The sequence below is a fragment of the Hydrogenophaga defluvii genome (assembly GCF_042665235.1).
Classification (GTDB): Bacteria; Pseudomonadota; Gammaproteobacteria; order Burkholderiales; family Burkholderiaceae_C; genus Hydrogenophaga; species Hydrogenophaga defluvii_A.
On sequence record NZ_JBHTBZ010000024.1, the window covers coordinates 135,084 to 147,663 of the forward strand.

Sequence of the window (12,580 nt, forward strand, 5' to 3'; positions counted from 1 at the left end):
CACTGGCACCCCGGGGTTGATCGCACCCCAACCGATGGGGCGTTTCACATGGTCAGGTGATGCTCGGGTCCGAGTTCATCGTGGTCATGGTCAAGATGTCGGCCTCCAGCGCGATGTCGGCAGGCTGCGATTGATCAAGCGTTGGGCTCTGCTCTTCCACCTGCTGCACAGCACCGGCACCATCGCCACCTTCACCATCCGCCGTCACCACGGTGTCGGAGCCGCTCAAGGCCTCTGCCAGGTCCAGGCCTTCAATGTCGGTCAGAATGTCCTGAATGAGCAGGCTGTCCGACCCGCTGACATCGGTGGTGGACTCGGCATCGGCATCGACACCCTCAGGGTCGGCGAGGTTGATCTCGACCACGTCTGCGCCCAACCCGCTGGAAGATGCGTCACCGTCATCACCTTCGATCGCCACATCATCGCCCGTGGCCAAGCCGTCTGTGACCACTGAGGCATCGGCGGCAACAAAACCCGCAGCGACCGGCGCCGTTGCGTCGTCGCCCTGGAGAGACGCCAGCGCGTCGCCTGCTGGAGCACCGGGCTCCACCTTGATCGTCAGGGCCATCTCGTCTTTGAGACCCCCCAAGTCTTCGGCAATCAATGTGAAGCCGAGGTCAAACGACACATCGTCGTCGATGGGCGCGCCGAGGGTGACCGCCGCCTTGTAGCCTGTGCCCGAGGCGTCGGTAGGCACGATGCTGACCGTCACCACCGCCGTCTCCACACCGGCGTCATCGGCGACCTTGCCATAGACCTCTGTTGCATCGGCATTGGCGCTCCACTGAACCGGCTTGCCGCCAGAGGAAATCCCTCCAGCAGGCATGCCTGTAGGCGTGCTGCCAGCAAAATACACCCTCGGCTTATCGCCGATGTCCGGATCGGCCACGAGAAAGTCTTGGGAGTCTTCAGCAGCCCCAGTCAGCAGATCGCCTTCGCGCACGGTCAAGGTCAAGGTATCGTCATTGGCCATGGAATCCAGGCTGGTTTCACCAACGTCTTGCTTGCCATTAACGTTGAGGTCAACCCACAAGACCGTGGTTTTGTCATTGCCAGTGACGAACTCGGGCGCGTCGTTCACCGCCGTCACCGTGACTGTGATGTTGGCCACGTCGGTGTCGCCATCGGCGTCCTTCATCTGGTAGCTGAAGTAGTCCTTGTGCTCACCCTCGCCCATCGCCTTGGCTTTGGCGGCATTCAATGCGTAGGTGGCCTGACCGTCTTTTCCGATCGTGAGCGTGCCCATCGCGCCTTTGGCCATCACGCTGGTCTCGGTGCCCTCCAGGAAATCGGTCGCGGCGTAGCTCCGATCGCCACCTGTGCGCACCCACACCACCTGGGCCTGCGCGCCGTCGTCCATGCCTTCGTGTCTGTCCGTGCCAACGCCAGCCACGCCATTGAACACATTGAAGATCGTGCTGACGGCCTTGCCATCGGCAACAGCGGTCACCGCAGCGAAGTCGTCTCCAGCTTCGGGGCCGCGGTCCAGGAAGTTCAGTTGATGACCAATGTCATAGCTGGCGCTGTCTGTGACCGTGTCGCCATCACCATCGGTGGCCGTGGCGGTGGCCTTCAGACTGAGCACATCTTTGCCGAGGTTGGTGATGTCATGCGGGTTGCTGCTGCCGTGCAGCACGGCACGCTCTTGGGTGAGCGTGAGCACGCCATCGTCGTCAACCGACAACGTGAACACCGTTTTTTCATCGGCACCCGTGCCGATCACACCCCGCACAACACCATCCCCTTCGGGAGTCAAACGCACCTGTTCTTGAGTGGCCGTGTCCCACAATTCGGCTTTGTCCTTGTTGATCACCAAACTGTAGTTGATGGTCTGCGGATCATTTGCCGCCGCACCATCGGCACCGTAGTGCACCTCAAAACGGCTGCTGAGTTGGGTTTCACCCAAGTCGGCGTCGGTGTCCTTGCTCTCGCCCAATTCGTCTGTGTCTTTGTCAGACACGATCAGCGGCACACCCTCCCATTTCAGCGTGAGGTTGACGTCTTCATAGTCCTTGTCAGACGAGTACGCCCCGATCTTCAGGTCTTCCCAGTTGAGATCACCGTTGTCGCCGGCCCAGATACCAGAAGCATTCGCCTGAACATACGAATGCCCACCTTGGTTCAGCGCGCTGTCCGAGAAGAACACGCGGCTGGTTGTGCCACTGGCATCGCTGTTCAAAACCACATCGCCCATCTTTACGGCCCAGGCATCACCGCTCCTCACAAACTGGACTTCGGTCAAGTCGAACTTCGTATTCGAAGCGCCGCCATTGGGCAATAGAAAGAACCCGATTTGGTCAGGCGTCACTTGGGTGACCGTACCGTCCGCATTCTCGAGTTTGGGCAACTCAACGGTGTAACCACCGCTGATGGGATCCACCTTGAATGTGTACTGCACGCCATCCAACGTTATTTCCTTGGTGCCGCTCAGACCATCCACAAAAGGGATATCTTTCACGCCATCGAACAACACGGCCCCACCAAGAAGGTTGCCATCGCTGCCCTTGACATAAAAGCCCACACTGTTGTTTTGCCCCGCTTCACCGCCGTGGTAGGTCAGCGAGAAGGTGGGAGTGATGCCTACGGTGGGTGGGTTCACCACCAGCTCAGGCACATCGTCCTGCACCCGCGCCTCCAGCGGCACAGAAACGGGATCACCGTCCTTGTCCTCACCCACGAGGTCCACCGTGGTCAGCGGCAGCCAGTCCTCCCCCTGCTTCGAGTGCGTCATCGCGCCCGTGACGGTCAGCGTGTACGTGCCATCTTCGTTGACCACCAGTTTGGCGGCCGAGCCAGCTTCATCGGTCTGGGCCACGCCCAGGGCGTTGAAGTACACCGTGGCCGAGCCGCCGCTGACGCTGACCGACTGTCCATCAAACGTCACACCCGTGACCTTACCGAAACCGTCTGCACCCCAGTTCACCGCACCCGTCATCGTCTGGACGCCAGTGGTGTGGCTCAGGTCCGGGTTTTCAGTTTCGTTGTTGCCGATCACCCCGCCACCCGCTTCGGGCACCGATTCTTCTTCCAAGTCCACTGTCAGCCTGCCAATCAACTCGGGAGCAGATGTCGGCGGAGGTGGCGGTGCAGGCGGCGGCTCAGGTGTCGGTGCCGGCTCAGGCGCTGGACTTGGCGCAGGCCCCGGCCCCGGCGTCGGAGCCGGACCAGGCGCAGGGCCAGGTGCAGGAGCCGGACCTGGCGCAGGCGCTGGTGGCTCGGGCGGGCGCTCGGGTGACTCCGTTGTCGGCGCTTCTTCAATCAGGCTGGGCTGCCCAGGGTAGTCGGGCGGCAAGTCAGAGAGGCTGGTTTCGAAGTCAAACGCCAGCGGGTCCACGGGCTCCACAATGCGCAGCAAGCGCACAAAGGCATTGCCGTCGTCACCCGAACCGGCGCCGGCACCTGCGGCAGGCGCTTCCAGCTCTTCCGTGAGGTCGCCTCCGCCCGCCAAGGTGTCGATGACCCGTTCGATGGTGCCGCTGGCCACCGCTGCGCTATCAGCCGCAGGTGCGGAAGTTGCAAACAAGCTGTCGTCGATTTGGAGGCGTTGCTCGCCACGCAGCTCTATGGGCGCCGCGTCGTCGGCCACCAGTTCCACCCGCCCCCGCGGACCGGAGACGATGGTTTCGCCCTTGAGCACGACATCGCCTTCCTTGAGCGCCCTCGTCTGCCCCGTGGCAGACACCACAAACACCACCCCCGAAAGGGCCTTCACCGTATAGACCTGCGCCATGTTCACCCCCTGCTTGATAAGAAGCCTCAAGGATGGCGTCAGGCCTTTGAAACAGCCATTGGCTGATCGTCGGAAAGAAACTCAAATTTTGTGACGACGAGGCCTCTGCCACACGCTGCAAAGGATCAGTTGCTCACGCTTTTTGCGTCAAAATTCGTGAAATTTGCCTGTTTGTGTTGGTATGTTTTAAATTTCCTAACGTTTGTTGAAAATTTTCTGCTATCTTGCAAGCTCCCTCCATGCCTCGACTCCCATGGTTTTGAACCGACAAAACACCCGCGGCTTCACCCTGGTCGAACTGATGGTGACGACGTCGATTGCTGCGGTGATGTTGGCCATCGCCGCGCCTTCGTTGAGAGACTTCGTCCAGCGTTCGCAACTGAGCAGCGCGGCCAATGACCTGTCGCTGGCGCTCATGTACGCCCGCAGCGAAGCCATCAAACGGGGTTGGCCGGTGACGGTCTGCAAATCCGCCAACCCGTCGGCCAGCAGCCCGGCCTGCAGCAGCGCGGCCAACTGGCAGACCGGCTGGGTGGTGTTTGTCAACCACAGCGGCATGACAGACGCCGCCACCAGTTCGGTGGATGCCGGCACGCCGGCAGACGAGGTGATCCGGGTCGGCTCGGGCCTCTCGGCCAGCGTCAGCGGTGGCACCGGGTTTGGCAACTACATCACCTTTCTGCCGGCGGGGGCGGTCAAGGGCAGCGGCAACAGCGGCAGCGCCGCCAGCGGCGCCTTCACCGTTACCGTGGCCAGCCTCGCCAAACAGGTGTGCATCAACACCACCGGCCGCAGCGAAGTCACTTCGGGAAGCTGCCCATGACCCCCCCCCAACACCGACACCAAGCTCAGCGCCCACGCACCGCCCGGCGCCCATCTTCCGAAGCGGGCTTCACACTGATCGAGGTGCTGGTGACGGTGGTGGTGACCTCGCTGGGCCTGCTCGGGTTTGCCGGCATGTTGGCCAGCTCCGTCGCCTCCAACCGCGAGGCCTACATGCGCAGCCAGGCGACCCTTTTGTCGTACCACATCGTGGAGCGCATGCGCGCCAACCGGCCGGCCGTGCTGCTGGGCGCCTACACGGTGTCGCTCAACGACACGCCGTCCGCCGGCACCGTGGCCGGCGACGACCTGGTGGGCTGGCGCACGCTGCTGAGCAACTACCTGCCCGCTGGCACAGGCTCGGTCAGTGCCGACGGCAACGGGAACGTGACCGTGCTGATCCAGTGGTCGTCGCGCAGCGACAACACCGCCGACGCCGACGGTGTCGAGAACCGGCAATTCACCAGCCAATCGAGGCTATGAGCATGCGCCAGACCAGCCACCCCATTCGCCGCGTCGGCCGATACCGGCAACGCGGCCTCAGCCTCATCGAGCTGATGGTGTCGTTGACGATTGGCCTGGTCATCGTCACCACCATTGGGTATGTGTACGTGGGTGCCGCGGCCACCTTTCGCTCGCTCGATGCGTCGTCGCGCATTCAGGAGAACGTCCGCTTCGCCTTTGAACGCATGAGCCACGACATCCGCATGGCGGGCTTCACCGGCTGCGCTTACCGAACCACCGCCAACGTGCTGAACAACCCGGACGACTGGGGTCATGCCCTGTTCACCATGCCTGTGGTGGGCTATGAGGCCAGCGCCACGCTGCCCACCGGCGTGCCTGCGGCCCTGCGTGGCGATGCCATCAGCGTGATCCGCGCAGACAACGCACGCGAGTACATCGTGGACACCCACAACCCCAATTCCGCGCAGTTCCAGCTCAAGGCCAACCACGACCTCAAACAGGGCGAGTTGCTCGTTGTCACCGATTGCCAGCACGCCGCGCTGTTTCAGATGACCAACGTGAACAACAACAACAACAACATCGCCACGGTCAACCACAACACCGGCAATGCCACCACGCCGGGCAACTGCACCAAAGGGTTTGGCCTGCCCGTGCCCAACCCCTGCAACACGAACGGCACCCCCTACACCTTCAGCGAAGGCTCGCGCATCCTGCGGCTGAGCGCCATCACCTACGTGATCCTCAACAAGGAGACCAACAACAGCCTGCCCGAACGCCCGGCCCTGTTCCGCCGTGCCATGCGGGCCGATGGCAGTGGCAACGAAGTCCAGGTGTCGGAGGAACTGGTGGACGGCATTGCCGACATGCAGCTGCGCTACGGCGTGGACACCACGGTGCCCGCCGATGGCACGGTGGACACCTATGTGAGCGCGAGCGACGTGGCGGCCACCGCCCCCGGCACCACCGACCAGGAGCGCTGGGCGCGGGTGCTGGCGGTGCAGATCGACCTGCTGACCGTCTCGAAACCAGACCAGCAGGTGGCCACCGAGCCCCAGAGCTACTACTACAACGGCGCCACGGTCACGCCCAGCGACCGCCTGATGCGCAAGGCCTTCACCACCACCGTGGCCGTGAGGAACCGGCTATGAACACGCCCCACCGTCTGCCCACCCGGCAAAAAGGCGCCAGCCTCGTGGTGTCGCTGATGTTTCTCGTGGTGCTGGGGCTGCTCGGCGCCTGGGCTGCTTCGTCGAACATGCTGCAGGAGCGCATGGCCGGCGCGACACGCAATCGGGATCTGGCGCTGCAGGCGGGCGAAGCGGCCTTGCGTGAAGGTGAAGGCTTTCTCCAGAGCCAATCCGCCAGCTGGCACACCACCAGCGCCACCCAGTTCACCGGGGCCGATGGCCTGCTCACCTACGCAGCCGCCGATGCGAACGACCTCGCCTACTGGCGCTTGTCCACCAGCTGGCCCAGCAGCAAAACCGCCACCACCACACTGAACCAGGTGGACGCGGCGCCGCAGTACGTCATCCAGCGCCTGGGCAACCTCGACCCCACCAACCCGGCGACCATTTATTACCGCGTCACGGCCCGCGCCGTGGGCGGCGACGCCAACGCGGTGGTGGTTGTTCAAAGTGTTGTTGTCTTCACCCCCTGAGAGGCCACCATGTTGTCACCCCTTGTGTGGAAACAGACCACCGTGCTGCTGGCGGCCGGCGCGTTTGCCCTGGCGTCTCAAGCGGCCATCACGCTGAGCGAAACGCCGCTGTTCCTGACCGCCAGCGTCACGCCCAACGTTGTGCTGACGCTGGACGACTCCGGCAGCATGGCGCGTGGCTACGTCCCCGACACGATTGGCGACTCCAGCACCAAACTCAACAGCCCACGGTTCACGGCGGCGTCCTACAACGCCATGTACTACAACCCACGGGTCACCTACGCAGTGCCCACCCGCACCGACGGTGTGAGCTACAGCACCAGCTTCACGACGGCCTACGTCAACGGTTTTGACACCTCCAAGGGTTCGGTGAACCTGTCCAGCAACGGCTACCGCCCCATCTACAACTGCGAGCCGGCCACCGACTCGGCGGATTGCGACCGGGCCTCGGGCGCGGGTGGCAGCACCACCACCACAACGACGAACTACAGCTACACCTGCCGTGCGATGTTTGACAACCGCGGCAACAACAACGACCGCATCTACGCCTGGAACTGCGCGCCCGCCATGCCTTTCAGCGGCGATGGCTCGGCGGCAGAGGCCACCAACGCCACCATCACGGTGACCGGCGCCGGTGGCTACAGCCGCAACTACTCGGTGGACAGCACCCGCGATGAGGGTGGTGGCGAAGTGCGGATCAACCTGTCCACACGCAACGAAATCACCAGCGACTCCAACAACCTGAACAACGTCACGTTCGCCTGGTCGCAAACCACCACCACCACCACCACATCGGGGCCGGCCTACTACCACCTCTACTACAGCGACAAAACCGGGGCCGCCCGTCCCTCTGGTTGCAACGACAACCGCGAAACCAACGCCTGCTACATCTACATCCAGGTAGGCAGCAGCGACGACATCGCCACCGGCAACACGGCCGCCCAACGCCAGAACTTCGCCAACTGGTACTCCTTCTACCGCTCGCGGGCGCTCGCGGCCATGTCGGCGGCCATGAACGCCGTCACCGCGCTGGGGCCCAACCAGGTGCGGCTGGGCTGGCAAACCCTCAACAATGGCGGTTGCAACAGCTTTGGCACCTCCTGCAAAGGCTACGACAGCACCAACCGCGAGAACCGCATCCGCACGTTGGACGAGCTCAAGACCGGCTCGACCACCGTCACCCACCGCAGCGATTTCTACAACTGGGTGGCCCGCATGCAGGTCGGCAGCACGACCCCGCTGCGCGCTGCCCTCAAACGTGCTGGCGACTACTTTTCCACCAGCGGCGTCAACAGCCCCTATGCCGAGGTACCCTACAAAACCCTCGGCACCGAGCTGTCGTGTCGGCGCAACTTCCATGTGATGTTGACGGACGGGCTGTGGAACGCCAACAGCAACGTGAACTACGGGGGCGACGTGGACACCACGGCCGTTACGCTGCCGGACGGCACTGGCTACAGCCCGCGCGCGCCCTACCGCAGCACCACCAACCCGCCTTCGGGCCTGTCCTACAGCAACAACCTGGCCGACATCGCCTTCAACTACTGGGCCACCGATCTGCGCTCCGGCCTGACCAACAACCTCACGCCCTTCACCGTTGATCGGTCTGGCACGGCAGCGGACCAGTACTGGAACCCGCGCAACAACCCGGCCACCTGGCAACACATGGTCAATTTCAACATCAGCTTCGGCCTGGGCAGCGTGTTGACCGATCCGTTGTGGGGCGGCTCTACCTACGCGGGTGATTTTGCGGCACTCAGCGCGGGCACCAAACACTGGCCCCCCACGGACGAAGCACCAACCACCAACAACGAACCCGACGGCCATGTCTACGATCTGTGGCACGCCGCCATCAACAGCCGTGGACAGTTTTTCAACGCCGACGACCCGGCCGGCATCAACAGCGCCTTCCAGTCGGTGTTCAGCTCCATATTGAGCGCCAACCCGTCGTCGGCCGCGCTGGCCGCCAACTCGACCAGCATCCAGACCGGCACCATGGTCTACCAGGCCAAGTTCGACAGCACCGACTGGCACGGCCAGCTGGTGGCCTACAACGTCAACGCCGATGGCAGCGTGGGCAATGCCCAGTGGGACGCCGCCACCCGCTTGCCCGCGCCCGCCGCACGCAACATCACCAGCTGGAACGGCACCCAGGGCAGCAGCTTCGCCAGCTGCACCAACGACCTCAGCGCGGCCCAGCAGGCCGTGCTCAACCGCAACCCCAGCAACGTGGTGGACAACCTGTGCAGTGCCCGCCTGGCCTGGTTGCGCGGCGATGCCAGCGCCGAGGCACGCAACGGCGGCAACTTCCGCAACCGCCCCGTCTCGGCCCTGGGCGACATGATCAACTCCGACCCGGCGTATGTGAAAAACGAAGACCACGGCTACACCAACGCGGGTGCGGCCATGACGGAAAAAAGCAGCTACGCCGCCTATGTGGCCGGCAAAGCCACACGCGTGCCCATGGTGTACATCGGCGCCAACGACGGCATGCTCCACGGCTTCCGGGCCGATTCGGGCGCCGCCGATTCGGGCCGTGAACTGATGGCGCACGTGCCCTCGGCGTCGTTTGACAAACTCAACCGGCTGATGCAAATCGGCTACACACACACCTACTTTGTGGACGGCTCGCCGGTGGTGGGCGATGCCTACCTGAACAGCAACTGGAAAACCGTGCTGGTGGGCAGCCTGGGCGCCGGTGGCAAAGGGGTGTTTGCCCTGGATGTGAGCGACCCCACCAACCACGGCCCGACCAAGGTCTTGTGGGAGTACGCCGACAGCGCCGACCTGGGCTACACCTTTGGCCAGGCGCAGATTGCGCGCCTGGCATCGGGGCACTGGGTGGCCATCTTTGGCAACGGCTACAACAGCACCAACGACCGGGCCTACCTGTACGTGGTGAACCTGGCCGACGGCAGCCTGCTGCGCAAGATTCCCGCCGGCACCGCCACCAGCAACGGCCTCTCAGCGCCGTCCCTGATCGATGTGGACAACGACAAGATCATCGACTACGCCTACGCCGGCGACCTGCAAGGCAACCTCTGGAAGTTCGATCTGCGTGGGGTGGCATCCACCTCCTGGGGCGTGGGCAACGGTGGCAGCGCCCTGTTCACCGCCCGCAACAGCAGCAACCAGGTGCAGCCCATCACGGTCAAGCCCGCACTCTCCATTCCCACCAGCAACCCCAACGGGGGTGTGATGGTCTTGTTTGGCACCGGTCAGTACCTCACCAGCACCGACCCGGCCAACACGCAGGTGCAGACCTTCTACGGCATCTGGGACAACAACACCACCGGCACGGTGGCGCGCAGCAGCCTGCAGCAACAAACCATCAACGCGCAAACCAACGAGTTTGGCTACGAGTTGCGCGAAACCTCGGCCACCAGCGTGAACTGGGCCGCACAGCGGGGCTGGTACATGGACCTGCCCACCAGCGGCGAGCGGGTGATTGCCAACGCCCTGGTGCGCTACGACCGTGTCATTTTTGTCACCACCATCCCCACCAGCGACCCGTGTGTGCCCGGTGGCGTCAGCTGGCTGATGGAGGTGGAAACCAATTCGGGTGCGCGCACAGCCCTGTCGGTGTTCGACTTCAACAACGACAACACCTTCAACAACGCGGACAACCTGGCCAGCGGCATCCCCGCCAGCGGCGTCCGGTCGCCCGTGGGCATCACCAAAACGCCCGCGTGGCTGGAGCAGTCCGCCACATCGGAAATCGCCATCAAGCAGATGTCGGGCTCCAGCGGGGGTATCTTCTCGCTCAAGAACCGCAAACCCGCCGTGGCCGGCCAGGTTCGCCGTGTCTTCTGGCAACAAATCCAATGACCCACACGCTTCGTTCGACCCATCGCGGCTTCACCCTCATCGAGGTGATGATCACCGTGGCCATCATCGGCATCCTGGCGGCCATCGCGCTGCCGTCTTACCAGGACCACCTGCGCCGAGGCCACCGCGCCGATGCCAAGGCCGCGCTGCTGGAAAACGCCCAGTTCATTGAGCGCTTCTACACCGAACGCAACAGCTACCTGGACAACAACGCCCTGCCCACCTTGCCGGTGACCCAGTCGCCGCGCGAGACCGGCGCCACCCAGCAGTACGCCATCACGCTGTCGCAAGCCAACACCACGGCCACCACCTACCAGCTGCTGGCCAGCCCGGTGGCGGGTCGCATGATGGCCAACGATGCCTGCGGCACCTTGTCCATCGACAACCGTGGTGTCAAGGGCGCCTCGGGCACAGGCATGAGCGCCGCCGATTGCTGGGGCAAGTGAGCGTCCGGTCTGTGGCCTGCCCCGGCCCGATCAGGCCAGCAGGCCCGCTGCCCGCAACACCGGCAGCCGCTGGGTGGCAAACACCTGTGCTTTTTCCAGCAAGACCTTGAGGTTGTCCTGCGGCGTGGTCAGGGGTTTGCCATCGGGCCCCACCAGCCGTTCACCGGCCGCCGACAGCGTTTGCCACACCGCCTCGGCCCACGCCTGCGGGCGCAGCTCGCCGCCCCAGCATTGCGCCAAAAACAGCTGCTCGAACCGGTTCACCTCGACGCCCCCGCCCAGCACCGGGCTGCTGAGGTAACGGACATCGCCGCCGTCTCGGGCCATCTGCGCGATGGCTTCGTTCAGGCGCTGGCTGGATTGCACCACGGACGGCGCGGGCGCGGGCGCGGCCACCAGCTGCACCTGCCCGGTGGCCACCAACAACGTGACGGCCTCGATCAAGTGGGCCGCACTGAACGGCGCTGCCTGGGGCAGTTGTTTCTCCAACTCACCCACCGCGTGGGGGCGCAGCGGTGCCTGCGCCAGCACATCGAGCAACGCCGCGTAGATGGGTGCCGACATGTCGGCCTCGCCCCGCGAGCCGCTGACCTTGAGTTTCACGTCACCGCGCGGCACCACCAACAACACCTGTTGTTGCCGCAGAACGGCCATGCGCTCGGCCGGTCGCATCTTCACCGGCCCCTTGACCCACAGGTCGCGCCTGAACTGCTGGTTGACCAGCAGATCGCGCGTCAGCTCCCGGAGGTTCACGTCATCGATGCCGCGCAACATTGCCACCTGGTCATCGCTCAGGTTCAGGCCATCGGCGTGGTCCGGCAAATGGGCTGAACACGCAAACGACAGCTTGCAGTCGGCCAGGTGCTTGGCCATGTCGCTGAAGTACATGGGTGCCCAGTCGGCGTTGAAGTACTCGTGCGCCAGGTAGGCCCGGCTTTGCGTCTGCACCTTGTTCAGGCGGCCCGCCATCGAAGGCAAGGCTGCCGCCACCTTGGGCTGTGTCTGCATCAGTTTCTGGCCGAAGGCCAGGGCCGCATCGATGCGCGTGCCCACCGCCGTGCCGGGCGCGCTCATGCGCTCATGGTGCGCCAGCAGCAACTCCCGCATGGGCGCGAAAGACGCCCAACCCGGCAAGGTGTTGTAGCTCAGGTAGACCACCCCGCCCACGCGCAGTTTGCGGCGCAGAAAGTCGGCGATCACCCGCCGATTGCGGTCCGAGATCCAGCTCCAGATGCCATGCAGGCCGATGTAATCGAAATCCGGCAGATCGGTGCGCGCGCAGAAGGACTCAAAAGCTTCGTCCGACAACAGGGCGTGTGCCCCGCTGGCCCGCGCCAGACCTTGCGCAAAAGCCACCTGAGAGGGGTTGAAGTCCGTCCCGCACCAGTGCACGTCGCTGGCAGCGGCATGCAGGTTGATGCTCATGCCCTGGCCAAATCCCAGCTCGCACGCCTGGTGCACCTCCGGCCCCCGGAACCCCGCGCGGGCCAACGCCCAGCGCGCACGCAAGGGGTTGAGTTCGCCGTAATAACCGTAGGTGTAAGTGATGTCGGTGACGTAACCTTCGGACCACTGGGACATGTACCGCTCCTGATGTTAAAAAACCCCGGGGGGCTGATCGCTCCCCGG

The 12,580-nt window shown here is 64.0% G+C and carries 8 protein-coding genes and 1 pseudogene; 6 read left to right on the forward strand and 3 right to left on the reverse strand.

The window, feature by feature from the left end:
- Positions 1-52: 52 nt before the first annotated feature.
- Both ACFQU0_RS11185 and ACFQU0_RS11190 read right to left on the reverse strand, forming a co-directional pair.
- A complete protein-coding gene (locus tag ACFQU0_RS11185; RefSeq protein WP_382200783.1) occupies positions 53-3,031 on the reverse strand; it encodes an Ig-like domain-containing protein in 2,979 nt (992 codons plus the stop codon).
- 282 nt (positions 3,032-3,313) lie between these two features.
- Positions 3,314-3,730: pseudogene (locus ACFQU0_RS11190) on the reverse strand (retention module-containing protein); the annotation flags it as partial.
- Positions 3,731-3,983: 253 nt separating this feature from the next.
- Between ACFQU0_RS11190 and ACFQU0_RS11195 the strand changes: the two are divergent.
- Genes ACFQU0_RS11195 through ACFQU0_RS11220 form a run of 6 tightly spaced genes read left to right on the forward strand, consistent with a single transcriptional unit; the run spans position 3,984 to position 10,951 of the window.
- Positions 3,984-4,553 (forward strand): GspH/FimT family pseudopilin, encoded by a 570-nt coding sequence (locus ACFQU0_RS11195; RefSeq protein WP_382200737.1) that lies wholly within the window; start codon positions 3,984-3,986, stop codon positions 4,551-4,553.
- Positions 4,550-5,035 (forward strand): type IV pilus modification protein PilV, encoded by a 486-nt coding sequence (gene pilV, locus ACFQU0_RS11200; protein WP_382200739.1) that lies wholly within the window; start codon positions 4,550-4,552, stop codon positions 5,033-5,035. The genes ACFQU0_RS11195 and pilV overlap by 4 nt, the downstream gene beginning before the upstream one ends.
- Positions 5,036-5,037: 2 nt before the next feature.
- Positions 5,038-6,165: a PilW family protein gene (locus ACFQU0_RS11205; protein ID WP_382200741.1), complete on the forward strand. Its 1,128-nt coding sequence runs from the start codon at positions 5,038-5,040 to the stop codon at positions 6,163-6,165.
- Positions 6,162-6,677: a pilus assembly PilX family protein gene (locus ACFQU0_RS11210; protein ID WP_382200742.1), complete on the forward strand. Its 516-nt coding sequence runs from the start codon at positions 6,162-6,164 to the stop codon at positions 6,675-6,677. The genes ACFQU0_RS11205 and ACFQU0_RS11210 overlap by 4 nt, the downstream gene beginning before the upstream one ends.
- A 9-nt stretch (positions 6,678-6,686) precedes the next feature.
- Positions 6,687-10,505, forward strand: a complete 3,819-nt coding sequence (locus tag ACFQU0_RS11215; RefSeq protein ID WP_382200744.1) for a pilus assembly protein — start codon at positions 6,687-6,689, stop codon at positions 10,503-10,505.
- Positions 10,502-10,951: a type IV pilin protein gene (locus tag ACFQU0_RS11220; RefSeq protein ID WP_382200746.1), complete on the forward strand. Its 450-nt coding sequence runs from the start codon at positions 10,502-10,504 to the stop codon at positions 10,949-10,951. Before ACFQU0_RS11215 ends, ACFQU0_RS11220 begins: the two co-directional genes overlap by 4 nt.
- A 30-nt stretch (positions 10,952-10,981) precedes the next feature.
- Here the strand turns inward: ACFQU0_RS11220 and ACFQU0_RS11225 are convergent, their stop codons facing one another.
- Positions 10,982-12,532: a class I SAM-dependent methyltransferase gene (locus ACFQU0_RS11225; protein ID WP_382200748.1), complete on the reverse strand. Its 1,551-nt coding sequence runs from the start codon at positions 12,530-12,532 to the stop codon at positions 10,982-10,984.
- Positions 12,533-12,580 lie beyond the last annotated feature (48 nt).

Coding starts and splice junctions, on each gene's coding strand:
- ACFQU0_RS11195 (WP_382200737.1), top strand. CDS start 3,984: ATGGTTTTGAACCGACAAAACACCCGCGGCTTCACCCTGGTCGAACTG.
- pilV (WP_382200739.1), top strand. CDS start 4,550: ATGACCCCCCCCCAACACCGACACCAAGCTCAGCGCCCACGCACCGCC.
- ACFQU0_RS11205 (WP_382200741.1), top strand. CDS start 5,038: ATGCGCCAGACCAGCCACCCCATTCGCCGCGTCGGCCGATACCGGCAA.
- ACFQU0_RS11210 (WP_382200742.1), top strand. CDS start 6,162: ATGAACACGCCCCACCGTCTGCCCACCCGGCAAAAAGGCGCCAGCCTC.
- ACFQU0_RS11215 (WP_382200744.1), top strand. CDS start 6,687: ATGTTGTCACCCCTTGTGTGGAAACAGACCACCGTGCTGCTGGCGGCC.
- ACFQU0_RS11220 (WP_382200746.1), top strand. CDS start 10,502: ATGACCCACACGCTTCGTTCGACCCATCGCGGCTTCACCCTCATCGAG.
- ACFQU0_RS11225 (WP_382200748.1), bottom strand. CDS start 12,532: ATGTCCCAGTGGTCCGAAGGTTACGTCACCGACATCACTTACACCTAC.